Origin of the sequence: Nonomuraea sp. NPDC049709 (genome assembly GCF_040674815.1) — a bacterium.
Taxonomy (GTDB): Bacteria; Actinomycetota; Actinomycetes; order Streptosporangiales; family Streptosporangiaceae; genus Nonomuraea.
This window is the reverse complement of record NZ_JBFANM010000070.1, coordinates 1-25,647: the sequence shown is the minus strand read 5'-3', so window position 1 is coordinate 25,647 and position 25,647 is coordinate 1. Positions and strand designations below refer to the sequence as shown.

25 protein-coding genes and 1 pseudogene are annotated in these 25,647 nt (G+C 70.6%); 16 read left to right on the top strand and 10 right to left on the bottom strand.

Going from position 1 to position 25,647, the window contains the following annotated elements; all coding sequences use genetic code 11:
• Positions 1-133: 133 nt before the first annotated feature.
• Positions 134-1,000, bottom strand: coding sequence for a hypothetical protein (locus tag AB0J69_RS46775; protein ID WP_364132115.1), 867 nt, complete (start codon positions 998-1,000; stop codon positions 134-136).
• A 189-nt stretch (positions 1,001-1,189) separates the two neighbouring features.
• Positions 1,190-1,399 (bottom strand): helix-turn-helix transcriptional regulator, encoded by a 210-nt coding sequence (locus tag AB0J69_RS46770; RefSeq protein WP_364132113.1) that lies wholly within the window; start codon positions 1,397-1,399, stop codon positions 1,190-1,192.
• Positions 1,400-1,533: 134 nt separating this feature from the next.
• Here AB0J69_RS46770 and AB0J69_RS46765 point away from each other — a divergent pair, with 134 nt between their 5' ends.
• The gene (locus AB0J69_RS46765; RefSeq protein WP_364132112.1) at positions 1,534-2,193 is read left to right on the top strand and encodes a hypothetical protein; all 660 of its coding nucleotides are present in this window, start codon (positions 1,534-1,536) and stop codon (positions 2,191-2,193) included.
• Positions 2,194-2,373: 180 nt separating this feature from the next.
• Here AB0J69_RS46765 and AB0J69_RS46760 read toward each other — a convergent pair whose 3' ends face one another.
• Positions 2,374-3,633: a phytase gene (locus tag AB0J69_RS46760; RefSeq protein ID WP_364132110.1), complete on the bottom strand. Its 1,260-nt coding sequence runs from the start codon at positions 3,631-3,633 to the stop codon at positions 2,374-2,376.
• 130 nt (positions 3,634-3,763) lie between these two features.
• On the opposite strand from AB0J69_RS46760, the gene AB0J69_RS46755 reads away from it, so the two are divergent.
• The 9 genes from AB0J69_RS46755 to AB0J69_RS46715 all read left to right on the top strand — a co-directional run bounded on the left by AB0J69_RS46755 (position 3,764) and on the right by AB0J69_RS46715 (position 13,574).
• Positions 3,764-4,753 carry a sugar ABC transporter substrate-binding protein gene (locus AB0J69_RS46755; protein WP_364132109.1) on the top strand — a complete coding sequence of 330 codons (990 nt, stop codon included), beginning with the start codon at positions 3,764-3,766 and terminating at the stop codon, positions 4,751-4,753.
• Positions 4,750-5,781, top strand: a complete 1,032-nt coding sequence (locus AB0J69_RS46750) for an ABC transporter permease (protein WP_364132108.1) — start codon at positions 4,750-4,752, stop codon at positions 5,779-5,781. The genes AB0J69_RS46755 and AB0J69_RS46750 overlap by 4 nt, the downstream gene beginning before the upstream one ends.
• The gene (locus AB0J69_RS46745; RefSeq protein ID WP_364132107.1) at positions 5,778-6,533 is read left to right on the top strand and encodes an ATP-binding cassette domain-containing protein; all 756 of its coding nucleotides are present in this window, start codon (positions 5,778-5,780) and stop codon (positions 6,531-6,533) included. The genes AB0J69_RS46750 and AB0J69_RS46745 overlap by 4 nt, the downstream gene beginning before the upstream one ends.
• A gap of 101 nt (positions 6,534-6,634) precedes the next feature.
• Positions 6,635-7,615, top strand: coding sequence for an alpha/beta hydrolase (locus AB0J69_RS46740; RefSeq protein ID WP_364132105.1), 981 nt, complete (start codon positions 6,635-6,637; stop codon positions 7,613-7,615).
• 259 nt (positions 7,616-7,874) lie between these two features.
• Positions 7,875-9,182, top strand: a complete 1,308-nt coding sequence (locus AB0J69_RS46735; RefSeq protein WP_364132103.1) for an MFS transporter — start codon at positions 7,875-7,877, stop codon at positions 9,180-9,182.
• Positions 9,179-10,108: a hypothetical protein gene (locus AB0J69_RS46730; protein ID WP_364132101.1), complete on the top strand. Its 930-nt coding sequence runs from the start codon at positions 9,179-9,181 to the stop codon at positions 10,106-10,108. Before AB0J69_RS46735 ends, AB0J69_RS46730 begins: the two co-directional genes overlap by 4 nt.
• The gene (locus AB0J69_RS46725; protein WP_364132100.1) at positions 10,096-11,130 is read left to right on the top strand and encodes a DUF917 domain-containing protein; all 1,035 of its coding nucleotides are present in this window, start codon (positions 10,096-10,098) and stop codon (positions 11,128-11,130) included. The genes AB0J69_RS46730 and AB0J69_RS46725 overlap by 13 nt, the downstream gene beginning before the upstream one ends.
• Before the next feature lie 56 nt (positions 11,131-11,186).
• Entirely contained in the window at positions 11,187-12,683 is a 1,497-nt protein-coding gene (locus AB0J69_RS46720) for a helix-turn-helix domain-containing protein (protein WP_364132098.1), read from the top strand.
• Between the two features lie 45 nt (positions 12,684-12,728).
• A complete protein-coding gene (locus AB0J69_RS46715; RefSeq protein ID WP_364132097.1) occupies positions 12,729-13,574 on the top strand; it encodes a metallophosphoesterase in 846 nt (281 codons plus the stop codon).
• A gap of 29 nt (positions 13,575-13,603) precedes the next feature.
• Here AB0J69_RS46715 and AB0J69_RS46710 read toward each other — a convergent pair whose 3' ends face one another.
• The 4 genes from AB0J69_RS46710 to AB0J69_RS46695 all read right to left on the bottom strand — a co-directional run bounded on the left by AB0J69_RS46710 (position 13,604) and on the right by AB0J69_RS46695 (position 18,469).
• Positions 13,604-14,737, bottom strand: a complete 1,134-nt coding sequence (locus AB0J69_RS46710; RefSeq protein WP_364132096.1) for an aminotransferase class I/II-fold pyridoxal phosphate-dependent enzyme — start codon at positions 14,735-14,737, stop codon at positions 13,604-13,606.
• A complete protein-coding gene (locus AB0J69_RS46705) occupies positions 14,734-15,360 on the bottom strand; it encodes a PAS domain-containing protein (protein WP_364132094.1) in 627 nt (208 codons plus the stop codon). The genes AB0J69_RS46710 and AB0J69_RS46705 overlap by 4 nt, the downstream gene beginning before the upstream one ends.
• Before the next feature lie 52 nt (positions 15,361-15,412).
• On the bottom strand, positions 15,413-17,251 hold the full coding sequence (asnB, locus tag AB0J69_RS46700; protein ID WP_364132093.1) for an asparagine synthase (glutamine-hydrolyzing): 1,839 nt from the start codon (positions 17,249-17,251) through the stop codon (positions 15,413-15,415).
• Between the two features lie 156 nt (positions 17,252-17,407).
• On the bottom strand, positions 17,408-18,469 hold the full coding sequence (locus AB0J69_RS46695; RefSeq protein WP_364132092.1) for a glycoside hydrolase family 19 protein: 1,062 nt from the start codon (positions 18,467-18,469) through the stop codon (positions 17,408-17,410).
• A 440-nt stretch (positions 18,470-18,909) separates the two neighbouring features.
• Between AB0J69_RS46695 and AB0J69_RS46690 the strand changes: the two genes are divergently transcribed.
• Positions 18,910-19,359: an ester cyclase gene (locus AB0J69_RS46690; protein ID WP_364132090.1), complete on the top strand. Its 450-nt coding sequence runs from the start codon at positions 18,910-18,912 to the stop codon at positions 19,357-19,359.
• A gap of 497 nt (positions 19,360-19,856) precedes the next feature.
• On the opposite strand, the gene hemC is transcribed toward AB0J69_RS46690, so the two are convergent.
• Both hemC and AB0J69_RS46680 read right to left on the bottom strand, forming a co-directional pair.
• Complete coding sequence (gene hemC / locus AB0J69_RS46685; protein WP_364132089.1) at positions 19,857-20,855, bottom strand: hydroxymethylbilane synthase; 999 nt, start codon at positions 20,853-20,855, stop codon at positions 19,857-19,859.
• Between the two features lie 454 nt (positions 20,856-21,309).
• On the bottom strand, positions 21,310-21,777 hold the full coding sequence (locus AB0J69_RS46680; protein ID WP_364132088.1) for a MarR family winged helix-turn-helix transcriptional regulator: 468 nt from the start codon (positions 21,775-21,777) through the stop codon (positions 21,310-21,312).
• A 169-nt stretch (positions 21,778-21,946) separates the two neighbouring features.
• Here AB0J69_RS46680 and AB0J69_RS46675 point away from each other — a divergent pair, with 169 nt between their 5' ends.
• From AB0J69_RS46675 to AB0J69_RS46655, 5 genes are all read left to right on the top strand, one after another.
• The gene (locus AB0J69_RS46675) at positions 21,947-23,095 is read left to right on the top strand and encodes an amidohydrolase family protein (RefSeq protein ID WP_364132087.1); all 1,149 of its coding nucleotides are present in this window, start codon (positions 21,947-21,949) and stop codon (positions 23,093-23,095) included.
• A gap of 15 nt (positions 23,096-23,110) precedes the next feature.
• Positions 23,111-23,365 (top strand): site-specific integrase, encoded by a 255-nt coding sequence (locus AB0J69_RS46670; protein WP_364132086.1) that lies wholly within the window; start codon positions 23,111-23,113, stop codon positions 23,363-23,365.
• A 79-nt stretch (positions 23,366-23,444) separates the two neighbouring features.
• On the top strand, positions 23,445-23,819 hold the full coding sequence (locus AB0J69_RS46665; protein ID WP_364132085.1) for a hypothetical protein: 375 nt from the start codon (positions 23,445-23,447) through the stop codon (positions 23,817-23,819).
• Between the two features lie 393 nt (positions 23,820-24,212).
• Positions 24,213-24,431 carry a hypothetical protein gene (locus AB0J69_RS46660; protein WP_364132083.1) on the top strand — a complete coding sequence of 73 codons (219 nt, stop codon included), beginning with the start codon at positions 24,213-24,215 and terminating at the stop codon, positions 24,429-24,431.
• A 121-nt stretch (positions 24,432-24,552) separates the two neighbouring features.
• Positions 24,553-25,284, top strand: a complete 732-nt coding sequence (locus tag AB0J69_RS46655) for a hypothetical protein (protein WP_364132082.1) — start codon at positions 24,553-24,555, stop codon at positions 25,282-25,284.
• Positions 25,285-25,344: 60 nt separating this feature from the next.
• On the opposite strand, the pseudogene AB0J69_RS46650 reads toward AB0J69_RS46655, so the two are convergent.
• Positions 25,345-25,562, bottom strand: a pseudogene (locus AB0J69_RS46650) (integrase core domain-containing protein); the annotation flags it as partial.
• Positions 25,563-25,647 lie beyond the last annotated feature (85 nt).

Below are 25,647 nucleotides of genomic sequence, written 5' to 3'. Positions count from 1 at the left end.
CGTGGCATGAACCCGCACCGGCCATCCCTAGCGGTTTCGACCGGGGGCGGCCGAGCGGAGCGGGGCCGACTGATTGAGCACGGTCATCCTCCCGGGGGGCGCTGCTGGATGTGCCGTGGAGGTCTCGGTGCTGTCACGTGCGCCTCGACTCCGCCATGCTCTGCCGTAGCGGCGCAATCACCGCGGCGTTGGGGTAGGCGCGTTCGAGGGTGGAGCACAGAGCCCTGCTGCGGGTCGCGATGGCCACGGCAGGCCGGGGCGAGGTGAGCGCCACGAGCCCATGGGCGACGGCCTGCTCGGGATCGCCCACCCGGGCGCAGGCGATGCCGAGGTCCATCGCCGTAATGGCTCGCCGGGTCGGGGAAGCCAGGGGATCGTGCTCGTAGATCTCCATCGCCTCGGCCGCGAACGTCTGCACCTGCTGGTTGTGGCCCAGCCACAAGCTGGAGGTCGCCACGGTGGACATCGCGCGTACCGCGTCCGCCGTGAACAATCCGGCGGCGTGCGGCGGGTACCGTTCGGCCTGGCGGCGCAGCCGTACAAGAGCGTCGTCGGCGGGAGCACGATGGCCCAGCCTGGCATGGGCACGGGCCAGCTGGCCGGTCAGCCGCACCTGGGCGGCGCTGCCGGTCGGTGCCACGCCAAGGCCCTGCTGCGCGGCGCGCAACGCGTGCTCCGGCTGGTCGTCGTACAGCCACGTCGTGGCTTCCACATCCCAGCCCCACGCCACAGCCTCAGCGTGATCGGCCTGATCCGCGTGGTGACGGGCATCGGCCGCGTAGGCGAGCGCCGCCCGCACCTCCCCCTGATCATGTAAGGCCCAGGCGAGCACCAGGGACAGCCACGCGGCGGCGACGTACAGCTCCCGGCGCTGGCGCAGCGTCATGCGCAGATCGAGCATCTGTGCCACGTGCAAGCGATCGGGACGGGCTTGCCGCCATAGCTCACCGGCGCTGTAGCGCGCGTAGTTCCGCCCGTATCCGCTGATGGCCTGGCGCACCTGCGCCACACTGGCCTTGCCGAGATCGGTTTGTTCGCTTCGGCGGGTCAGCTCCCACGCCTCAGCCTCAGCGCGGGGCAGCAACCCGCCGGCAACCAGGGCGGTGGCGCCCAGCCGCAGCGCGTCACGGCGTTTCGTACGATCACCTCCTGAACGGGGTCGGCCGGTCTGGCAGTCCTGCCAGGATTCTCACAGCTCGCCCCCAGCCGACAGAGTCGCCTCCGCCCGGTGGGCGAAGTCGTCGCCGGCCGGGTACCGGCCGGACTCGATGTGGCTGATATAGGACGGGTCGTAGCCCATCGCCTCGGCGAGAGCCTTCTTCGTCATCCCGCGGCGGCTGCGCCAGAGCGCCAGAGCGTCGCCGAACGAGCGCCGTTCCTGAACGGGGCTGACCTCCATGTCCCTTATCTTCCCCGGCGAGGCGCGCATGCGTGAGTGAAGCGTGAATGAGCCCGTGTTCACCTGACCTCAGGGGCCGCGTCCAGGGTCTGCTGGCAGGCGACCGTACCGCCCCCCGATCTTCGGAGGCTCTCGTGTCCCTGATCAACAACCCGCTGCTCATCGACGCCCACCAGCTCCCGCTGCCCGGCCGGGGCCGGACCGGCGTACTGACTGGCGGCCGCTCCCGCGAGCGCGCCCGCGCGCTGCTGTCCGGTAACACCGCGCTCGCCGCGCTGCAGCGCCTCGGTCTGTCCGCCGTCCTGATCGACACTGCCCAGCCCGGCCTGCTCGACCAGCTGAGCGAGATCGATGTGGCCCTGCTCGCCATCGCCGGCCAGTACGCCGAGGACGGCAAGCTGCAGGGGCTGCTGGAGCACCTCGGCATCCCCTACACCGGGTCCGGCGTGCTGGCCAGCGCGCTGGCGATGCACAAGACGGCGGCCAAGACGATGGTGGCCGCCCATGGCGTGGCCGTGCTCGCCGGCGCCGACATCGATGCCGAACGGCCCGCCGACCTGGTCGCCAAGGCTGCGGCACGCGAGCTTGTCGATTACCGCGGATCTTTATACGGCGGTTCTGCCGGAGGTGGCGCGGGCGGCGGCCGAAGCCAGTGCGGCCATGGTGCCCCGGGGGGTCAACCGGGGCGGGGCGCCGTGAAGCGGCCTGTTCCGGACTGGCCTGCCGGCCGAATGTGCCGGTCGGCTGGCCAGTCCGGGACTCGCGGTCTCCCTTCGGTCTCCCCTCCCTTTTGAGAGGGGTTCGCTTGGGTCGGGCCGCTGAATATCCGCAGGTCAAGCGAGGTGTAACGGTGTGAAAAGATGTCACGCGTCATCAAGGCGACATGTTCTCATTCCCGCTGCACGTGTCTCGCGTCTGTTCGTGAATGCGCAGGTCAAGCCCTAGGCGGGCGGTGAACGTAGGGCTTGACGGCCCTAGTCGATCGCCTTGTCGACCTTCCGCCAGTCGACGAACTTGAAGTTCGTGACCTCGCGGTCGCCGTCCCCCGGCGTGTCGGCGCCGTCGTGCACCACCAGCAGTCCCTCCGGGAACGCGCTGCCGAGCGAGGCGCTGGTGACCATGGCCCCGTCGCTGACCTCGGCGCCGTCCGTGCGGGTGCCGGCGGCCACGCGGAACTGGGCCAGGTGGTCGTTGTCCTCGCGGTCGTAGACGGCGAAGGTGTCGTCGCCCTGGCTGGAGGCCAGCAGGTAGCCTTCCCCGTCGTCCCCGTCCTCGAAGATCGTCAGGCCCTCGGCGTCGGCCGACAGGTGGTCGCCGCCGTAGCCGCGGTCCTGGCCGGGGACGCACTCCTCGGTCTCCGGGTCGAAGGTGTCCTGGCGGCCGTACTCCCTGACCTTGTCCATCAGCACCGGACGGCCGGTCAGGTCCGCGCGCAGGCGCCAGATGCCGACGTCCTCCTGCGCCGCGTACAGCACCCCGTGGGCGCGGTCCACGACCATGCCCTCGACCTGCGCCAGCTCGCCCGGTTCGCCGCACGGGACCCAGGTGGTGCCGTCGGGCAGGGGGAAGGTGGCGGGCAGGTCGAGCGTGCGGACGGAGTGGTAGGTGACCTTGCCGCCGGGGGCGGCGGTGAGCTGGAGGAGGCCGAGCCTGGTCTGGTGGCGGCGGCTGACGACCACGCGGGTGCCGCTGACGGCCAGCCCGTACGCGGTCTCCGCCTCGTCCACCTCCTCCTGGGTGGTGTTGAAGACGAACGGCACGGACGGGTCGGTGATGTCGGTCAGCGGCGGCCGGCCGGCGGCGGCCGCGGCCGGGTCGATGGCGTAGACGCGCAGCTGGTCGCGGCCCCGGTCGGAGGCCACCGCGAGGTCCACCGTGGCGCCGGTGGACAGGCGGAAGCCGTGGACGAGGTCGACGTTGTTGAGCCGTCCCGGCTCGTGGTCGGGGCCGGGCGGCGGCTGGGCGGGTACGTGCTGGAGCTGGGCGCCGGTCAGCGCGTACGCGTACAGGCCGCCCTCCTTGGCGGTGGTGACCACGACGCTCCTGCCCGGACGGGTGGGGTGCACCCAGATCGCCGGGTCGTCGCCGTTGGCGAAGCCGCCCGCCTCGTCGTCGTACAGCGACGGCGTCTCGGCGGTCGCGGTGACGGTGGCGACCCCGGAGGCGGCCGCGGGCACGGCGGCGAGCGGAAGGGGGGTGACAAGCAGGAGGATCGTGGATAAGAAGGCACGCACAGGCATCTCCTCATGATCGTTGATCACTCTGAACTACGGGTGAACGTGCCGGGCATAAGTCCGCATGTCTATACAAACAGATGACATTGGGGTAGAACCAGGGCTAGCCCGTTGGTCTTGGAGGTGTCCTATGAGACGAACCCCGATCGTGCTGGCACTGCTGGGTGCGCTGGCCGTCACCGGCTGTTCCTCCTCGGGAGGTCAGACCGCGCAGAGCGCCCCGCCGGCCTCCTCCGCGCCCGCCCCGGCCGGGAGCGGGAGCGGCGGCAAGTTCGCCGTCATCACCCATGGAGCGCCCGGTGACTCCTTCTGGGACGTGGTCAAGAACGGCGCGGAGGCCGCGGGCAAGCAGTACGGCGCGCAGGTCACCTACCAGGGCGACGGCGACCCGGCCAAGCAGTCGCAGCTCATCGACCAGGCCATCTCGGAGAAGGTCGACGGCATCGTGGTCTCCATGGCCAACCCCGACGCGCTGAAGGAGGCCATCGGCAAGGCCGTCGCGGCGAAGATCCCCGTCGTGACGATCAACTCGGGCGCCGACTCCTCCAAGGCGTTCGGCGCGATCACCCACGTCGGCCAGTCCGAGGACGTGGCCGGGCGCGGGGCGGGGGAGCAGCTCAAGGCCGCCGGCGTCACCAAGCTGCTGTGCGTGATCCACGAGGCCGGAAACGTCGGGCTCGACCAGCGCTGCAAGGGCGCCGAGGAGACGCTGGGCGGCACGGTCGAGCGGCTGCAGGTGGACGTGAGCAACCTGGCCGACGTCACCTCCAAGGTCGCCGCCAAGCTGCAGTCCGACCAGCAGGTCAACGGCGTGCTGTCGCTCAACCCGGCCGTCGCGGTCGCCGCCAGGGACGCGATCAAGGACGCGGGGTCGCAGGCGAAGCTGGCCACGTTCGACCTGTCGGCCGACGTGGTGACCGCGATCAAGGACGGCGAGGTCCTGTTCGCCGTGGACCAGCAGCAGTACCTGCAGGGCTACCTGCCGATCACGTTCCTCAACCTGTACAAGGCCAACCTCAACACCGTCGGCGGCGGCCTGCCGGTCAACACCGGGCCCGGGTTCGTCACCAAGGACACCGCCGACCAGGTCGCCAAGCTGGCCGAGGCGGGGACGCGATGACCATTGCGGCGGACGAGCGGGTCGGCCACGTCGGCCTGGCCCGCCGCCTGCTCATCCGGCCCGAGCTCGGGGCGGTGGTCGGGCTCGTCGTGGTGTTCGTCTTCTTCGCTTCCCAGTCGCCGGTGTTCCGGTCGCCGGACGGCATCGCCAACTGGCTCGACCCGGCCGCCACGCTCGGCATCATGGCGGTCGCGGTGGCGCTGCTGATGATCGGCGGGGAGTTCGACCTGTCGGCGGGCGTGCTGACCGGCACCAGCGGGCTGATCCTGGTCACGCTGGCCACCCGCTTCGGGTTCAACGTGTGGCTGGCGATGCTCGCCGGGCTGGTGGTCGCGCTGGCCGTCGGGTTCGCCAACGGGATGGTCGTCACCAGGACGCGGCTGCCCAGCTTCATCGTGACGCTGGGCACGTTCCTCATGCTGCAGGGCGTCAACCTCGGGGTGACGAAGGCCCTCACCGGGACCGTGCAGGTCAGCGGGCTGCGCCGGGCCGAGGGGTTCGAGGGCGCGAACGCGATCTTCGCCGGGACCATCGACATCGGCGGCACCTCGTTCCGGGTGGCCATCCTGTGGTGGATCCTGGTGACGGTGGTGGCCACGTGGGTGCTGATGCGTTCCCGGGTCGGCAACTGGATCTTCGCGGTGGGCGGCAACGAGCAGGCCGCCCGCGCGGTGGGCGTGCCCGCCGCCCGTACGAAGATCGCGCTGTTCATGACGACCGCGTTCGCCGCCTGGCTGGTCGGCTCGATCCTGGCGCTGCGCTACACGTCCGTGCAGGCCAACATCGGCATCGGGCAGGAGTTCATCTACATCATCGCCGCCGTGATCGGCGGCTGCCTGCTCACCGGCGGGTACGGCTCCGCCATCGGGGCCGCCATCGGCGCGGTGATCTTCGGCATGGCCGACAAGGGCATCGTCTTCCTGGGCTGGGACGCCGACTGGTTCAAGTTCTTCCTCGGTGCGATGCTGCTGCTGGCGACGCTGGCCAACCGCCTGGTCAGGCGGTACGCGGAGGAGGTGAAGCATTGATCCTGGAGACCAGGGGCATCGGCAAGGCGTTCGGCTCGGTGCTGGCGCTGCGCGACGTGTCGATGGGCGTGGCGGCCGGGCAGGTCATCTGCGTGCTCGGCGACAACGGCGCGGGCAAGTCCACGCTCATCAAGATCCTTTCGGGGATCCACCAGCACGACGCGGGCTCGTACCTGGTGGACGGGCAGGAGGTGCGCCTGGCCAGCCCGCGCGACGCGCTCGACCGCGGCATCGCCACCGTCTACCAGGACCTGGCGATGATCCCGCTCATGTCCGTCTGGCGGAACTTCTTCCTCGGCTCCGAGCCCCGCAAGGGCCTGGCGTTCGACGTGGCCAAGGCCCGGCGGGTGGCCCGCGAGGAGCTGCGCGCCATGGGCATCGACATCCGCGACGTGGACCAGCCGGTCGGCACGCTGTCCGGCGGCGAGCGGCAGTCGGTGGCCATCGCCCGGGCCGTCCACTTCGGCGCCCGGGTCCTCATCCTCGACGAGCCCACCTCGGCGCTCGGCGTCAAGCAGGCCGGGGTGGTGCTGCGCTACATCGCCCGCGCCCGCGACCGGGGGCTCGGCGTGGTCTTCATCACCCACAACCCGCACCACGCCTACCCGGTGGGGGACCGGTTCCTGTTGCTCAACCGGGGCACGAGCATGGGCGAATACGCCAAGGCGGACATCACCCCGCAGGAGCTGACCGCGCTCATGGCGGGCGGGGCGGAGCTGGAGGAGCTGGAGCACGAGCTCAAACGGCAGTGAACTTGGCTGACATTTGACCCATCAGGGCGGTCACCTGGACGGAACGCCAGGCAGAAACACCTCGGCATGTCGAAACACCGATAGGCGCCGGGAGACCACCTATGACCACGATGATCAGCAGGAACGTCGTGCTGGAGAAGGCGGCACAGCAGTTCGCGGACGCCAACGCCAAGCCTCCCTTCATCTACGAGCTCCCGCCGGAGCAGGGCCGCGAGGTGCTGGAGAAGCTCCAGTCCGACCCGGACGTGCCCAAGCCGGAGATCGACGAGGAGTGGATCCAGGTGCAGGGCGGCCCGACCGGCGTGATCCCGGTGCGGATCGTCAAGCCCAAGGGCGCCACCAGCACGCTGCCGGTGATCTTCTACATCCACGGCGCCGGCTGGGTGTTCGGCTCGGCCCGCACGCACGACCGGCTGGTGCGCGAGCTGGCCGTGCGCTGCGACGCCGCCGTGGTCTTCCCCGAGTACGACCGCGCGCCCGAGGCCAGATACCCCACCCAGATCGAGCAGAACTACGCCGCCGCCCAGTGGGCGATGCGGCACGGCCCGGAGAAGGGGCTCGACTCGTCCCGGATGGCGGTGGCCGGGGACTCCGTGGGCGGCAACATGGCGATCGTGCTGGCGATGATGGCCAGGGAGCACGGTGACGTGCGGCTGTGCGGCCAGGTGCTGTTCTACCCGGTCACGGACGCGAACTTCGACACCGAGTCGTACAGGCAGTTCGCCACCGGCTACTACCTCAACCGCGACGGCATGAAATGGTTCTGGGACCAGTACACCACCGACCCCGCCCAGCGGGCCGAGCCGCACGCCTCGCCGCTGCGGGCGCGCACCGAGGATCTGCGCGGCCTGCCGCCGGCGCTGGTCGTGAACGGCGAGGCGGACGTCCTGCGCGACGAGGGCGAGGCGTTCGCCGGGCGGATGCGCGAGGCCGGCTGCGACGTGACGGCGGTGCGGCTGGCCGGGATGGTGCACGACTTCGCCATGGTGGACCTGCTGCGCGACACCAACGCCAACCGCACGGCCATGGAGCTGGCCACGACCAAGCTGCGCCACTGGCTGTATTCGGAATCTACAAAGTAAAGGCGCCCGGCGTGAAACTGTGGCCCGGGAAGCCCCCGGGACCGTTATTACCCCGCAGGCCAGATCGCGGACCGCCCGCGAGGGCGGTCCGCCCCGGCCGTGCCCGCGGCCCGCGGACAGGCGGGCGTGCGGTGTCACCGCGGGCGGCCAGGGCGGGCCGCACAAAGTGAGGGGGCCGGTCAGGGCGATGCGCACAGGTGAGCCGGCGCGGGGCCGCCGTAGGGTGCGGCCAGATTCCGCCCCCCTCCGAGGAGCTTGCATGACCGCCACCGACTCCCGGACGCTGCCCATCGGCGCGGCGTTCGACCGCATGCCGTTCACCCGACGGCACGTGCTCATCGCGCTCGCCCTGTTCATCGCGTTCGTCATCGAGTCGTGGGAACAGCTCGCCCTGGTCTACGTCTCCGGCGATCTGGGCACGAAGCTCGGGATCGACGAGGCGGGCGTCGGGGTGGTGCTGTCGGCGGTCGCGTTCGGCATGATCCCGGGCGTGCTGGTGTGGGGGCCGGTGGCCGACCGGATCGGGCGCAAGCCGACGGCGTTCTGGTCGTTGGTGGCGTACGGGGTGATCGCGCTGGCCTCGGCGTTCGCCCCGAACATGGAGGTACTGGTGGCGTTGCGGGTGGCCTCGGGCCTGGCGCTGGCCGGCGTGTACACGATCACGTTCCCCTTCTTCCTGGAGCTGCTGCCGACCCGGCACCGTGGCCGGGCGGCCGTCTACCTGTCGATCGGGTGGCCGATCGGCATGCTGGCCGCGATCGGCGCGTCGGTGTCGCTGGGCGACCTGGGCTGGCACGTGGTGGTGATCGCCAGCGCGGCGGCGGGGCTGTGGGCGTTCGCGATCAGGGCGTGGGTGCCGGAGTCGCCGTACTGGCTGGCCGCGCGCGGCCGGCAGGAGGAGGCCCAGGCGGTGCTGCGCTCGCTGGGCAGCCCGGACGCCGAGGCCACGTTCACGGTGGCGAGCCACCGGGTGGGTCGGCCGCTGGACCTCTTCAGGGGCGGGCTGGCCCGGATCACCGTGGTCATGCTGCTGCTGAACTTCGTCTTCAACTGGGGTTACTGGGGGCTGCAGACGTGGTTGCCCACGCTGCTGCAGGACAGGGGTCTGACGCTGTCGGCGTCGCTGGGCTTCGCCGCGCTGAGCGCGCTGCTGATGATCCCCGGGTACGTGAGCGCCTCGCTGCTGACCGGCCGCTTCGGCCGCCGGAAGGTCTTCCTGGTCTACGTGGTGGCGGCGGTGCTGGGCGGGCTCTGGTTCGCCACCGCCGAGTCCATGGTCGGGCTGTACCTGGGCAACTTCGTGCTGGCGTTCTTCAGCATGGGTGCGTGGGGCGTCTGGAACACCTGGAACGGCGAGTTCTATCCGACCGCCCTGCGCGGCACCGGCTACTCGTGGGCCACGGCCGCGCAGCTCGTGGCCACCACGGTGGCTCCGTCGGCGGTGGGCGCGCTGCTGGCGAACGCGACCGGCTTCACCACGACCATGCTGATCATCAACGCGTTCATGGTGGCGACGGCGCTGCTGGCGCTGCCGCTGCCGGAGACCGAGGGGCGCGAGCTGGAGTGATCGTCGGCGTCGCGCTCGGTGAGGCCGCGCCGGTGGTGGTGGCGGTCAGGGACGGCGCGGCCAGCTGGCCGGTGGCGCGGGCGGTCGCGCGTTCGGCCGAGCGGGCCTGCGTGGCCGTGGACCTGGGCGGCGTGCGTACGGCTCCCGTGGCGGCCGTCCGGGTCGGCGGGCCGTGCCCGGAGGCGCTGCGCCCGGTGGTCGGCTCGGGGGTGGCGACGATCGTGCGGGGCGGCCACAGCGTGACCGGCAGGCCGCTGGCGCCGCTGGACACCGAGGCCGTGCGGCGGTTCGCGGCCACGTGCGGGCTGACGGACTTCGCTGTGACGGCGACGGGCTCGCCGATGCTGACCGACCACGAGCTGGCGGTGGCGGCGATCATCGCGGCGGAGGTGCCGGAGGCGCGGATCACGCTGTCGTACGAGTTCGGGCACCCCGGGCTGCGGGAGCGGGAGGCGGAGGCGATCCGGAACGCGGCGCTCGGCCCGGAGGCGGGGCGGATCGCCGACGAGGTGGCCCGGGAGTTGCCCGGGGTGCCGGCGTATTTCGCCAGGTCGGGGAGCGGGCTGGTGGCGGCGCACTACTTCCGGCGCTATCCGCTGGCCTGCGACCTGGGCGCGGCGGCGAGCCTGGCGCGGGGCCGGCCGGTGCTGGGCGGGGAGGTCTCCGACGGGGTGGCGGCGGCGTACGGCGCCTCGCTGGGCCGACCGGAGGCGCAGGTGGAGCGGATCGTGCAGGCGCGCGGGCGGGCGGAGCTGGACCGGGTGCTCCATGACGTCAGGGACGAGGCGCTGGCCCGGGTGGTCAGCGCGGGGGCGGCGCCGGGGTCGGCCAGGATCGAGGAGACCACGGTGAACCCGCTGTCGTACCTGCCGGACGGGCTTTACCGGGTGCGCGTGACGGCGGGTGGGCTGCCGTGGGCCGGCTGATCGATCGCGACGGGCTGGGCCGGTTCTCGGAGGGGTCGCGGTTGTTCGCGACCGGGGCGGCGGACTCGTCGTACAACCTGGCTCTCGACTGGGCCCGGTCGGTGGTCGGACGGGGCGTGGAGCTGGTGGCGGCCGGGGAGCTGGCGCCGGACACGTTGTGTGTGGCGATCAGCCTGGTGGGCTCCACGACGGCGCTGGGGGAGCAGCTCCCGGCCGGGGACGAGCCGGAGCGGGCCGTGCGGGCGCTGGAGCGCAGGCTGGGGGAGCGGGCCGGGGCGGTGGTGGCGCTGAACCTGGCGGCGGAGAACGCGCTGGTGCCGCTGATCGGGGCGGCCGCGCTGGGGGTGCCGCTGGTGGACGGCGACGGTACGGGGCGGGTGTTCCCGCTGGTGGAGCAGACGACGTACGCGCTGGGCGGGATGAGCCCGGTGCCGCTGGCGCTGGCGGGCGGGTCGGGGGAGCTGGTGCTGCTGGAGACGGGGGCCGGCCGGGTGGAGGAGCTGCTGCGTCCCGTGGTGCTGTCGGTGGGGGGATGGGCGGTGGCGGCGTGCTATCCGATGGCGGCGGGCGATCTGGCGCGGGTGCTGGTGCCGGGGACGGTGAGCCTGCTCATGCGGGCGGGGGAGCCCGGGGTGCCGCGGTCGGCGGCGGCGCCGTACGGGGTGCGGACGTTGTGCCGGGGGCGGATCCTGGCCGTGGAGGGGAGCACGGGGCACGGTTCCGACCTGGCGTTGCCGTCGTTGCCGTCGAGCATCGTGCTGCGGGAGTCGGAGGGGTTGCGGCGGCTGGTGCGGCTGGAGGCGCACAACGAGATCGTGCTGGCGCTGGCCGACGGGGCGGTGGTGGCGACGGTGCCGGACCAGATCTGCATGATCTCCACGGCCGACGGGATGGTGGTGGACGTGGACAAGGCGGAGCCTGGTCTGGAGCTGGACATCATGGTGGTGCGGGCGGCGCCGGTGTGGCACACGGATCGGGGGCTGGCTCTGGGCGGGCCGCGCGCGTTCGGGATCCCGCTGTGAGCCGGGGGCTTGAGTCGGGGGTTGCGGGTGAGCTGGGGGTTGCGGTGAACGGTGGGATGCGGGCGCCTGGGTGGGAGGCGCCGGTCACGGTGGCCGAGCTGGTGAACGCGGGGCCGCTGGCCGGGGCGCGCATGTACGGCACGGGTGAGAACGCCGTGCGCGGCGTGCGGATCGTGGACGAGCTGTCGGTGTTCGGGACGGTCGCGCCGCACACGGCGGTGGTGCTGATCGGGGCGGCGGCCAGCGGCGGCTGGGCGGTGGAGATGGCCATGCGCCGGGCCTGGGAGCAGGCGGCGGCATGCGTGATCGCGCCGTCGGGCGGGCTGAGCGAGGGCTCGGGGGAGGTGCTGGCGGAGCGGCTCGGCGTGACGTTGATCTTCGTGGACGAGGATCCGCTGATCGTCGCGGTCCGGGTCGCCTCGGCCGCCTCCCGGCCGGACGCGGCCCGTACGCAGCTCGTGGCCCGCTGCGCCACCCGGCTGGCCGAGGCGGGCGCGTCGGCGCGGCGGGTGCTGGGCGTGCTGAACGCGGAGTTGCCGGGCACGTCGGTGGCCTTCCTCGACCGGTACGGCCGCTACCTGGCGGGCCGCCGGGACGCGGCCGGCGACTCGCCCGGGGCGCGGTCCGGGCGGTGGTCGGCCGAGGTGACGGTGCCCGGGCAGGAGGAGCTGGTGCTGGGCACGCTGGTGGCGGGCGGCTCGTCGCGCTCGCCGGGGTGGCCGTCGGTGGTGCGTACGGTGCTGGGGCTGGCGGTGGCGCCGATCACCGCCTGGGCGGCGCAGGAGCGGCTGCGCGCCGCGACCGACTTCGCCCTCCAGGCCTCCCTCGCCGAGCGCCTTCTCACCGGATCCGCCACCCCCGCCCTCGGTGCGCCGCCGGACCCCGGGGCTGCCGGTGAGGCGGCGGCCGGTGAGGACGCGGGGACCGCGGCGATCGCGCTGGGCTGGCCGGTGCGCGGGCCCCTCACCGCCTACCACGTGCGCCCGCCGGCGGAGACGGACGACGCCCCGCTGGCGCAGACGCTCATCACCGCCGGCCTCGGCCAGGTCCCGGTGCTCGTCCGGGGTGAAGGCTGGGCGGGCTGGTCGGCGCTGGGGCCCGCCGAGCTGGCCGGACGCGTCGAGCACTGCCTCGGGACGATGCCGTGGCCGTGCGCGGGAGGGGTGGGCGCGCAGGTCGACGGCCTGGAGCCGGTGGCGGAGTCGTTGCTGGGGGCGCAGGCGGCGGCGTTCGTGGCGGCCGAGGGTACGGTGCTGCGCGCGGACCGGATGGGCCCGGCGGAGCTGCTCGGCGCGCTGCCCACCGGCGTGCTGCGGGCGCCGGCCGTGGTCGTGCTGCGCCCGCTGCTGGGAATCGACAGGGACGGCACGCTGCTGGAGACCCTGGCCGCGGTCCTGGACGAGGGCGGCGCGCTGAAGGCGGCGGAGCGGCTGGGCGTGCACCGCAACACGATCACCACCCGCCTGGACCGCATCAAGGCCGCGGGTTTCGATCTCGACGACGCCGCCACCCGCCTGGCCCTGCAACTCGCCTGTCACGTGATGCTCCGCTGAGCTCCCCATGGCATGCTCGAAGGGCATCCCGGAAGGAGACTCCCCTTGCCCGCTCCCGAATCCGAGGGCAGGTTGCTGGCGGTCAGCGACCTGCACATCGCCTACCCCGAGAACAGAGCCATCGTGGAGGACCTGAAACCGGTCACGCCCGGCGACTGGTTGCTGGTGGCCGGGGACGTCGCGGAGCGGCCGGCCGACATCAGGTGGGCGCTGGAGCTGCTGGCGGGCCGTTTCGAGCGGGTCGTGTGGGTGCCGGGCAACCACGAGCTGTGGACCATGCCCGACGAGCCGCCGGACCTGCGGGGGGTCGCCCGCTACGAGCACCTGGTGGGTTTGTGCCGGGATCTGGGCGTCCTCACCCCGGAGGACGCCTATCCGCTGTGGGAGGGGCCGGGCGGGCCGGTCCGGATCGTGCCGCTCTTCCTCCTGTACGACTACACGTTCCTGCCCGAGGGTCACCACACCAAGGACAGCGCGCTGGCCTACGCGCACAGCACCGGCGTGGTCTGCACCGACGAGTACATGCTGCACCCCGACCCCTATCCGAGCCGCGAGGCCTGGTGCCGGGCGCGGGTCGAGCTCACCGAGCGGCGGCTGGCGGAGCTGGACGACGACGTGCCACTGGTGTTCGTCAACCACTACCCGCTCGTACGCGAGCCGACCGACGTGCTGCGCTATCCCGAGTTCGCCCAGTGGTGCGGCACCACCGCCACCGGGGGCTGGCACCGCCGCCACCCCACCGCGGCCATGATCTACGGGCACCTGCACATCCCCCGCGTCACCTGGTACGACGGGGTCCGCTTCGAGGAGGTCTCCCTCGGCTACCCCCGCGAGTGGAAGCGCCGCCCCGGGCCGCGCCGCCTGCTGCGCGACGTCCTGCCCGAGGCGTAAGGGCGCCTACCGGTCTCTGCCCGGCAGGCTCATCGGCGCCCTTCCAGGAACGAGGCGAGGGCGTCCAGGGCGGGCCCGGGATCGTTGCGGCCGACCCCGACCCGGAACCGGTCGCCGGGCGTGGCCGTCAGCTCCGAGCGGTAGATGCCGGCGGGCAGCAGCAGCACGCCGGCCTTCTCGACCAGCTCGGTGCAGAACGACTCCACGCCGTCGCGCCCCAGGTAGCGGGGGAAGGCCACGCAGCCCCCGTCGGGTGCCCGCCACTCGAACAGGTCGCCGTAGCGGGTGAAGAACTCCTCGAACAGCGGCAGGTTCGTGGCGATGATGCCCCGGTTGCGCTCCAGGATCCGGTCCCTGGCCTTGATCGCGATCCGGGCGAGCACCTCGCTGGGCGCGGAGTTGCAGATCGTGGTGTAGTGCTTGGCGCGTTCGAGCCGGGAGCGCAGCTCGCGGTCGCGGCAGGCGATCCACCCGACCCGCAGTCCGGGCAGGCCGAGCGACTTGGAGGTGACGTTCAGCGACAGTGCGGTGGGTGACAGGTCGGCGGCCTGCGGGAGCGTGCGGGCCGGGTCGAGCTCGAGGCCGCGGTAGACCTCGTCGCTGAACAGGTGGATGCCGCGTTCGTCGCACATCGCGGCCAGGCGGGCGAGGTCGGCGGCGGGGATGAGCGTGCCGGTGGGGTTGTTGGGGAAGTTGACCGACACCACGCGGGTGTTCGGGCGGATGGCCGCGGCGACGGCGTCCAGGTCGAGCGCCCAGTCGTGCTCGGGGTCCAGGGCCACGCCGGTGACCTCGCACAGCGACAGGGGCACGGTCTCGGCGGCCTGGTAGTTGGGGGTGATCACCACGGCGTGGTCGTCCGGGCCGAGCAGCACCTGCATGGCCAGGTAGAGGGCCTCTTCGGCGCCGGCGAAGCAGATCACGTCGTCCGCGCCGACCGTGTCGTAGGTGTCGGCGACGGCCTGGCGCAGCTCGAGGGCGCCGAAGGTCTCGGTGTAGCCGAGGGAGAGGGTCTCCCAGGCGTGGATGTCCTCGGGGGCGGCGAGGGAGAGCAGCTCGGTCATGGTCATGGTCTGGGCGTCGGACGCGGTCAGGTGGTGCCGGGCGGTGAACTCCCAGCGGGAGAAGTAGACCTCCAGCCGGAAGTCGGGCAGTCGGCTCATGGGCGGCTCCTTCTGAGTTCGGCGAGCAGCGCGTACAGGGTGGATCGGGAGGTCTTCAGCGCGCCGGCGACGACGGGGACGGCGCGGCGGACGGCGAAGACGCCGGCCTGGTCGAGCTCGGCCAGCACGGCGAGGCGGTCGGCGCGGGTCAGGCGCTCGACCCCGCGCCCGTGCTCGCGGACGTAGGCGCCGACGATCTGGTGGACGCGCTCGGTCCAGTCCTGCTCGAACAGCGCCTCGGGGCGCGGCGCGGTCGGCGCGGCGAACGCGGCCAGCAGCGCCGCCGCCTGCTCCATCGGGGTGCGGTCGAGGTTCACGCAGAGCACGGCCGACGGCTCGCCGCCGTCGTCGCGCAGCACGGCGCTGACCGAGGACAGCCGCCGCCCGTCGGACAGCAGCCTCTCGTACGGGCCGTAGACGTCGTTGCCCGCCGGGTCGAGCCGCTCCAGCTCGCCGAGCAGCGACGGGTCACCGGCGCCGCGCCTGGACATGGGGTTCCACACGGCCAGCACCCGGTCGTTCCCGGCGTCGTGCAGCACCACTTCGGCGTGCGGCGCCAGCAGCGCCGCGATCGCCTCGCACACCGGCGACCACATCCGCACGCGTGGATCTGTCTGCGTCACACGTCGGATGATATGTCCAGGTTGGACATTTTCTCCAGTCGGAGCGTGCGGTTCAGAGCGCGAGCTCGACCCCGTAGTTCCGCATCCACTCGTCGAGCTGCAGGAACCGCTCCAGAGCCGCCCGGTTCCCCGGGGCGGGTGGCTGGTCGACAGTCGCGCGGGCCTTGTCCCAGTCGATCAGCCGGGCCGCGGGTGAGTCCTCCCGCTGGAGCAGGACGCGGGCCTGTTCGTGCAGGGCCTGGTCGTAGGAGGGATCCTGGGTGGTCGGGTACGGGCTCTTGACGCGCTGGAGGATGCCCGCGGGCAGCAGGTCCGACGCGGCCGCGCGGAGCAGGCTCTTCTCGCGGCCGTCGAACGTCTTGAGCGCCCAGGGCACGTTGAAGACGTACTCCACCAGGCGGTGGTCGCAGAACGGCACCCGTACCTCCAGGCCCACGGCCATGCTCATCCGGTCCTTGCGGTCGAGCAGGAGCTGGACGAAGCGGGTCAGGTGCAGGTAGGAGATCTCGCGCATGCGCCGCTCGTGGCCCGTCTCGCCCGGGAGCCGGGGCACCTCGGCGAGGGCCTGGCGGTAGCGCTCCTCGCTGTAGCCCGGCAGGTCCAGCTCGTCCGCCAGGTCGTCCCTGAGCAGCCGTTCCACGCCGGTGTGCGGGGCGGCGCCGGGGATGGCGAGCCACGGGAAGGTGTCGGCCTCGACCGCCTCGCGCTCGTGGAACCACCGGTAGCCGCCGAACACCTCGTCGGCCGACTCTCCCGACAGCGCCACCGTGGAGTGGCCGCGGATGGCCTTGAACAGCAGGTACAGCGAGCTGTCCATATCGCCGATGCCGGTCGGCAGGTCGCGCGCCCGCAGCACCGCCGAGCGCACGCCGGGGTTCATCAGCTCGCCCGAGTCGAGCACGATGTCAGTGTGGTCGGTGCGGGCGTGGCGGACCAGCTCGTGGACGTAGGGGGTGTCGGGCGTCGAGCGGGTGAGGTCGGGCTTGAAGTTCTCGGTGTAGCCGGCGAAGTCGACGGAGAACGAGCGTACGGTGCCCAGGTGCTGCTCGCGCAGGTGCCTGGCGGCCAGGGCGGTGATCGCGCTGGAGTCCAGGCCGCCGGACAGCAGGGCACAAAGGGGCACGTCGCTGATGAGCTGGCGGGCGACGATGTCGTCGAGCAGCGTGCGCACGGTCTTGACGGTCTCGCCGACGTCGTCGGAGTGCTCGTGCGAGTCCAGCTGCCAGTAACGGCGCTTGCGGATCCCGTCGCGGCTGACGGTGACGACCTGGCCGGGGCGCACCTCGTACATGCCGGTGAAGATGGCGTGCTCCGGCGTCTTGATGAACGACATCAGCTCGCGCAGCCCGTCGGCGTCGAGCTCGCGGCGGGCCTGCGGGTTGGCGAGGATGGCCTTGGGCTCCGAGCCGAACAGCACGCCGTGGGGGGTGGGGTAGTAGTACAGGGGTTTGATGCCCATGCGGTCGCGGACGAGGAGCAGCTGCTCGGACCGGGCGTCCCAGACGGCGAAGGCGTACATGCCGTTGAGGTGCTCGGCCAGGTCCGCGCCCCATTCGAGGTAGGCGCGCAGCACGACCTCGGTGTCGCTGCGGGTGCGGAAGCGGTGGCCACGGGCGGTGAGTTCCGCGCGCAGCTCGCCGAAGTTGTACACCTCCCCGCTGTAGGTGAGGACGGCGGGCTCGCGCCCCTCGTCGTCGGCCACCATCGGCTGGCGTCCGCCCTCGAGGTCGATGATGGCGAGCCTGCGGTGCCCGATGGCGGCGTGGGGAGCCGTCCAGAGCCCCTCGTCGTCGGGACCACGGCACGCCATCGTGTCGGTCATGTCCTGCGCGATCCGCCGCTCCTGCCGCAGGTCGTGCTCGAAGTCCACCCATCCGCAGATGCCGCACATGTAAAGCCCCCATTCCCAAGGCTCGTATACGTGCCCGGTTTGGGGTAGATAGTGAATAATGTCCCGTTCAACGTGGGGGATGGGATTTTCCTGGTCGGAACGCCGCGCGCCCGCCGGCGTAGAGGGGCGGGCGCGCGGGTTCCGGGTGTCCGGCCGTCAGCAGGTGAGGTTGCCGCCGGGGGAGACCCCGAGGATCTGGGTGAAGCGCTGGTAGGCGTTGACCCGGCTCTGCACCTGGGCGGGGTTGCGACCGCCGCACTCCAGGCTGCCGTTGATGCTGCGGATGGTCTCGCCGAAGCCGCGGCTGTTGACCATCGCGTTGTGGGCCGTCATGGTGCCGGGGCCGTTCTGGGTCATCCAGTACCACAGGGCGGTCTTCCAGGCCACGGCCGCGTCCTGCTGCACCAGCCAGGGGTTCGTCAGGAGGGGCAGGCCGAGCGCGTCGCCGGCGGCCTTGTAGTTGAAGTTCCAGCTCAGCTGGATGGGGCCGCGGCCGTAGTAGGCGGCCTGCCCGGCCGGGCACCCGTAGGGCTGGTTCGGGTCGCAGTAGTGGGGATAGTTCGCGGTGTTCTGCTCGACGATGTGGACCAGGCCGCCCGTCTCGTGGTTGGCGTTGGCGAGGAAGGCGGCGGCCTCCTGCTTCCTGATCGTGTCACTGCCCGTCCTGGCGAAGGCGGGGTAGGCGCTCATGGCCGCGACCAGGCCACTGTAGGTGTAGAAGGAGTTCCGGCTCGGGAACATCTGGTTGAACTGGGCCTGGGTCACGACGAACCCCGACGGGTCCGGCGGGTCGGTGGGACCGCCGGAGCAGGTGTGCGGGTCCCAGTACCAGTGGCTGATGACCGGGTCGTACCCGGGGTTCTCGTGTACGGCGATGTAGTGGTTGCCGTCGGTGTAGCGGACGATGCTGCCCACGCCGTACCACTGGCCGGCCACCCAGTTCGGGTAGGAGCAGGCCGTTCCCCCGCCGCCGCTGCCGCCGGTGCAGGACCCCTGATCGGCCCAGACGTCGGCGCTGCCGGGGGCCTCGTTCTGGGTCCACCACCGGGCGGACCAGTTGTGCCCGTTGTGCGACACGACCGCTCCGCCGGTGTAGACGGCGGAGGTGCTCCACGCGGTCGCGCAGGCGGCCGCGTTCGCCGCGGCCGGCAGGAGCACCGCGAGCACCCCCGTGGCGAGTAACAGCGCGACCAGCGGGGCCAGGATTCTTCGCAGCACGTGACCACTCCTCGACGCATAATGCTTAAGAAAGTTTCCTAAGGATTAACGGATCGGCTGCCACCGCGCAAGGCCCAAAGTCAGATTCGGGGCGCCGGCCGGGTGCCGGTCCGGCAGTGCGCGCAGTTGGGTCGGGAGAGCGCTGCCGTCGTTTCGTGGCGAGCCGGATCGTCCGACCGGGGCGCCGGCCGGGGGAGGAGCGTTCGGCAGGCGGTCCGGGATGCCGGGCGCGAGGCGGCGAGGGCGGCCTGGCCGGCGATCAGGCCCCGGTCCAGGCCGGCGGCGGATGCGACGGCCTCCATCCAGCCGACGCGGGCCCAGCTGCACCGCAGGCTTGAATGGCGAGGCACTCCAGGTCAAAAACTCCAGGTCAAAACGAGAACAACCCGTACTTGTCGGCTCCTGGGCGGGTAGAAGGGAGGTCGCCCTAGGGGGAAGGGATGGCTGGGATGGTTACTGGCTGGGAGATCAAGCATCGGCTGTATCGGGCGATCAACGCTCATGATGTGTCCGCCGTCCTCGACAATTACCTGCCTGAGGCCGTGTTCGTGGCGCCTTCCGGCGTGCTGGAGGGACATGACCAGATCGCCTGGTTCTGGGAGCAGCTCTTCAAGGCTTTCCCCGACCTTCAGCAGACGCCCTGGTTGGAGATCCCCTGTGACGATCCTGCCGTCACCGAGTGGACGCTCACCGGCACGCATCAGGGACCCTTCCTCCTGCCGAACGGGAGCGAGCTGGAGGCGACCGGCCGCCGCATCGCCATTCGCGGTTCCTGCATGGCCCACGTCGCCCACGGGAAGATCGCCACACATCGGGAGTACTTCGACCAACTGGAGCTGTACTGCCAGCTCGGGTACGGATTGCCCGACGTATGCGATTCAACTCGCTAGTGGCCCGTCGACCGGATGTGTTCGTCCGGCCCTTGTCGGCGCATTCGAGGTGTCGTCGTAACACAGGTGATCGATTGCCGGCGACAGCCGGGAAAGCGAGGTGGTCACCGCTGAGCGTCCTTCCGAGGCCGGCCGGTCCGCCCTGGACAGGACGCCCGTCACACCCGCCACTCGGCGTCCCGGCCGGTTGGCCACAGCGGGGGACACGATCGCGGCCCTCATCCACCTCGGCGTCGGGCTCGGGCAGTCCGTCCCTGATGGTGCGGGCGAGCCGGCATCGCCGCCTGCTGCTCGGGCTGCACGAGCGGCCACCTGGGCGGCGCTGTCGTCTTGGCGGAATGCGCGACATGCACTGGTCGCTGCGGAGCCCGGGATGGTGGCCGGTGCCTCGGCCGTCGTAGGCGGCGCGCCCACCTCGTCGAGCACGAGGAGATGGGAGGTGATAGCACAGCTGTGCGAGCTGCCCGCGAGATCGGGCCGTACGTCAGCCCCGCAGGTCATTTCCGGGTGGCGGTGATCAAGTCACGCGCGCCCTGGCGGAGCAGGTCGGCGGCGACGGACGCTCCCAGAGCGGCCGGGTCGGAGTGCTCTCCCCAGGCGTGGGAGCGGACGAAGGCGCTGCCGTCACTGGTGAACACCATCCCGAACAGGCCCATCTGTCCGTCTGGGGTGGTGGAGGCGTGCCCTGCGATGGGGCTGTTGCAGTGGCCGGACAGCATGTGCAGCATGGTGCGCTCGGCCAGGATGTGGCGCGCGGTCAGCGGGTGGTTGAGCTGGTCCAGGAGCCGCAAGACGGGGGTGTCGGAGTTGCGGGCCTGTAGGCCGATGACGCCTGCGCCCACGGGCGGCACCATGGAGACGATGCCGTCCTCGGCGCTGTGGAACTCCAGGGGCAGTATCTCGTGGTGCCGGTCGAGCAGGCCGAGGCGGATCAGGCTGGTGCGAGCCAGGATGAGGGCGGCATACTTGCCGTCCTCTTTGTCCAGGTGGTTCAGGCGCGTGTCGACATTGCCCCGGATGCGTTCGGCCCTGAGGTCGGGCCGGTGGATGCTGAGCTGGGCGTGGCGGCGTACGGAGCTGGTGCCGATGAGCGACCCGGGCGGGAGATCCGCGAAGGGGACATCGCCGCGGGTGACCACGACGTCGTGGACGTCGTCGCGCGGCAGGTAGGCGCCGAACGCGGTTCCTTCGGCGAGGGGGACGTCACCGGGAACGTCTTTCATGCAATGAACGGCGATGTCGATCCGTGCGCTGGTCAAGGCGCGGTCGATTTCCTTGCTGAAGGCGCCCTTGCCGCCGATCTCCGCCAGGTCGCCAGGCCACAGGTCGGCGCTGACCTGCGTCGGCACGATCTCGATGGAGACGCCGGGAACGAGCTTTGTGATCAGTTCAGCAACATGGCCGCTCTGAATCCTGGCCATGGTGGAGGTACGGGTACCGATCCGTAGCGGGGCGTCGCCGAATCGGGTGAGGACGACTTCGGTCAGAGGGTTCACGTGGGGCGCTTCCTGGTCATGGTTTCAGCCGTGTCGGAGGTGAGCTTAGAAACTACAAGCTGTAGTGCTTGGGGCGATGACGGGGCGCATCGGGAGAACATGCCGACCCGGGCGCCGGGCCTACATGCAGGTCAGCCGCATGCTGCCGAGAGCTCCGCGAGGCGCTTGGCCCGGGTGTCCCAGTTGAGCGCGTTCCGTGGCCTGGCGTTCGATTCAGCGGCGACGGCGTCGAGCTGGTCACGTTCAAATGCCTGACACCACATGGACCGCTACGCGGGCGGACCTGGCCCGCCAAGCCCAGGATGGCACCGACGACGTGGTGGCCCACCTGCTCGCGCAGGCTCGGAACGTAGACGACCAGTGAGTTGCCGCCAACCTGAACTCGCAGGTCGAACGGCTGGTGTGATCGATGCCTGGGCTCCTGGCCATGACTCGGTGTCGGCGCGCCGCTCGTTCAGCCACGGCTTGTGGCCTGTTTCCTGGACCATGCGGTGGCGTCGGCTCCGTATCGAGCCAACAGACGTGCGAACTGGATCCGCTCCTCCGGCGACCAGGCGGCAGTGATCTCTTCGAACGCTTTGCGCTGTTCAGCGGCGAAGCGGTTGCGTTCAGCCTCGCCGTGCTCGGTGAGTTCGAGCACGGTGCGGCGTCCGTCGGACTGGGAGGCCGTCCGGCGCAGCAGCCCGTCCTCTATGCAGGCAGCGACGGTCCGGCTGGCCACCGGCTGGGCGACGCCCATCTCGGCAGCGAGGCCACCGACGGTTGTCTCGCCCGGCGCATCGGCGATCACATTGAGGACAAGGTTGCGGGAGAGATCCTTGCTCGATGCCGGTGCGCGTCGTCGCAGACGTGACAGCGCCGGGCCGATCTGGTCCAGCGCCAGGTCGTCGGAGGGCTGCTCAGAGAAGGACGCGCTGCTCATGTGACCGAGTCTAGACCGGGTTCGCGCATTTGCATAGCATTAGACAAGTGCATAGCATCAGGTATGTAAATCTTGAGCGAGCGAGGAAACGAGGCGGACTGCTATGGCGCTCACCGCGATCACCAACGCGCAGATCTTCGACGGAGAGAAGACGGTCGGCGTGCGGACCGTGGTCATCGACGGCGGGAGGATCGCCCGCATCGGTGGCGACGCTCCTCAAGACAGCGAGATCGTCGACGGCACCGGCGCCACACTGCTGCCGGGACTCATCGACGCCCATGTTCACTCCGCCCCGGGTTCGCTGGCGCTCGCCCTACGGTTCGGGGTGACGACCGAACTGGAGATGCAGGGGATGAACACCCGGGAGAACCGGGGGCTCATCACCGACGACGACACCCTGGCCGACGTGCGCTCTTCCGGCTTTGCCATCACACCGCCCGGTGGTCACCCGAGCGAGCTGATGCCCGAAGGCTTCCGGCCGAAGTGGGATCTCCCGCCGGTGATGCCCCTGATGCCGTTCTCCACCACTCCCGAGGAGGCGGCCGCCTTTGTGCCCCAGCTCCTCGCCCGGGGATCCGACTTCATCAAGTTCATGATCGACGATGGCAGCGTGGAGGGACACCCCGGGCTGCCCACGCTCGACCAGGCCACCGTGAACGCCGGTGTGGCCGAAGCCAAGAAGTACGGCGCCCTTACCGTGGCCCACGCGCTGACCGTGGAGGCCACCAGGATGGCCGCCGAAGCCGGCGTCGACGGCGTCACCCACGTGTTCATGGACCAGCCGCACACCGACGAGATCATCAGCCTCATCAAGGATGCGGGCATGTTCGTCATTCCCTGCATCACTCTCAATGCCTCGATGATGGGAAACACCGGCGGCGAGCTCGCCGACGACCCCCGGGTCGCCGCACGCCTCGACAGCAAGTGGGACCAGACCCTGCGCTCCAGCTACAACCGTTACCCGCAGGGCAAGCTCGACGACGTGTACGACACCGTGCGCGCCCTGGATGCCGCCGGTATCGACGTGCTGGCCGGCACCGACGTCTCCATGCCCGAGACGTTCTTCGGGGGCCTGGCCCACGGAGCGAGCCTGCACCACGAACTGCAACACCTTGTGGCAGCCGGCCTCACGCCCCCACGGGCCCTGCGGGCGGCCACAGCGACCACAGCCCGCCGCTTCCGCCTCAGCGACCGGGGCCGCATCGCCGAGGGCCTCCGCGCCGACCTTCTGCTGGTCGACGGCGACCCGGTCAGCAACATCAGCGACACCCTCAACACCCGTGCCGTCTGGCGCCGGGGCACCCGCCTGGCGGCATGACCGCAGCACCACCCCTTGGCCGAGATCGACATCCACCAGCTGCGCCACGCCCACGCCACCGAACCCGTCAACGCCGGCGTCTCCATCGAGGCCGTACGCCGCCGCCTGGGCCACGCCTCCACCGAAACCACCCAGCTGTACGCGTTGCTGGACGACATGGTCGCCGATGCCGAGATCCGCGCCGCCCGCCGACACCTCGGCCAAATGACGCGGCACCTCAAGGCATTATCGTGTGTTGACAGCCTCCCCCCGGCCGCCGGAGGTCGTTGAATCGAGCACGCCTGACATACCGCGGACATACCGCTCGTCCGTATCGTTCCTCCACGTCGGCCCAAGGAACGAAAGGGACATGAGGATCATGCGGATGTCGGTCGGAATCACCGCCCTAACAGTCGCCGGACTGCTCGCGGGAGTCCAGCCGGCGGGCGCCGCCACGACGCAAGCAGCAGCGTGCAGCGTCAGCCCAGGCATTCCTTACAAGGACGGCGCTCACGTCAGAGGCACGGTCGCGTGGGTCGGCGACTGCGGGCAGATGACTCTGAAGGTGCAGCGCAAGCGGTGGTACGGCTGGCAGACCATGAATTCGGACACGTGGACCAAGGACCCCGACAAGAAGGTCGGACTCCCGGCGAAATGTGGTGACGGCACCTACGACTGGCGTGTCTGGGTATACGCAGAGAAAGCTGGTGGCTTCACCAATAGCAGCAGGAAGATCACTTGCTGACCCCGATCACGTTAGGACGTTTTGCACGTACGGCATCAGATCACCCACGTGCCGCGGGAACCGGCCCTCCTGCTTGAAGAACTTCAGCACTCGTCTTGTTCCCCACCAGCTCCCAGCCGCTGTCCAGCAGGGTCCACGCCGCGATCGCCTTCCGGCTCCCACTCCCGGCGCACCCGAACCCACCCTCCACCTGACCGTCCCCGAAACGATCACGAACCGCACTACCTGGCGGCTGGGGAGATGTTCGGGAGCGGAGGGCTAGGTAGGCGGACTCGATGCCGTGACTCTCCACGACATCGCCCTCCTCGAGTGCGGCCGCGACGACGTCGTGGCGCTGTTGAATTGCGGACGAGTTGGTCAAGGGTGCCTTCGTCGGCCTTGCTGATGAAGGTCATGACGTCGGCGACTGTCACGCTCATCTCGGGTCCCTCAGGTCAGGGGAAGGTCTATGGGCAGGGCCCGGGCGAAGTCCAACGGCCCGGGATCTCCTCGGGTGACCAGCTGGACCGTGAGCGGTTCGATTCCGGACACGGCGCCGCCGAGCAGGACCTCGCGGTGCTCGCGTCGCCCCAGCGCAGCCGGTGGTTCTCCTGCCGGTGGACGGCGGCGTAGATCGGGGACGCGCTCGCCCCGGCCCGCGCCTGCTGCTCGGCGGAGTGGCCGCGAGGCGGGCATCGTTTGTGCCGGGTCACGGCCTCGGCTCCCGCTCGCGTGGAGTCGATATCGTTCCTGCATGACGCACGAGTTCGATATGGTCCAGTCGCTCTCCGCAGGTGTTGAAGACCGCGGCGGTGCCTGGCAGTTCATCCGGGGATTCGCCGCAAACTGGACAGATGGTCTGGGTGATGACGACGGCTGGGGTGAGGCGGATCTTGCCGCAGCCGAGGAGAGGCTGGGCGTCCCGCTGCCACTGGCGCTGCGCGAGGCATACCTTCTGTTCGGTCGCCGCCGGGATCTGACCAGCAACCACGATGACCTGCTCAGCCCGCCTGAGCTGTATCTGGACGCCGCCAAGGAAGCGCTGGTCTTCCGGCACGAGAACCAGGGTGCCGCCTCCTGGGGCATCCTCCTCACGGAGCTCGCCCACGAAGATCCTGCCGTGGTGATCCGGGCAGACTTGGCCGACAAGGATGCCGAGGTGTGGGAGGGCTGGCTGGAGCGGCTCTCCCTGGCCTTCGTCGAGATCGTCCTTTCGGAATCCCTGCACGTTCCCGAAGAGCTCTGCGACTTTTTGAGCGACTTCGGCGATGACGGCATCGAAGTGCTGGAGCAGAATTGCACGCGTCTGCCTTTCCCCGCCTATCCGATGGGCGGGGAGGAGCCCGGCATCCGCTGGTTCTTCGGTCCAGATGTCCTTCTGCGTGACGACGAACGGGTGGCCCTCCTGGCCCGCGCTCGCACCGGGGAGGCCCTCGACCACATTCGCGACCTGATTCCAGGCGACTGGCTCAACGACTACCGATAGTCGGACTGTTTGAGGGTGAGGGGCCACGGAGATTCCGGACAGCCGTCTTGTGGTCGCAGCCTATGCGGCTGTTTGGGTTGTAAGGGACTCGTTGAGTACTTCCATGGGCGGCCGGTAGCCGAGCGCCGAGTGCAGGCGTCTGCGATTGTGGAACCTTCGATGTAGCGGATGACCTGCCGTTTGGCCTTGGCTCGGGTGGTGAGGACGAATCGGTGCAGCCACTCGTTCTTGAGCGCGATGAAGAACGATTCGGCCATTGCGTTGTCCCAGCATTATCCGGCTAATGACGCTGGTTCTGGGCGTTGGCCGGTTAACGCTTTCAGCTGACCCGGGTAGTAAGTCGGCGGAGTTGCTCTTCGTGGC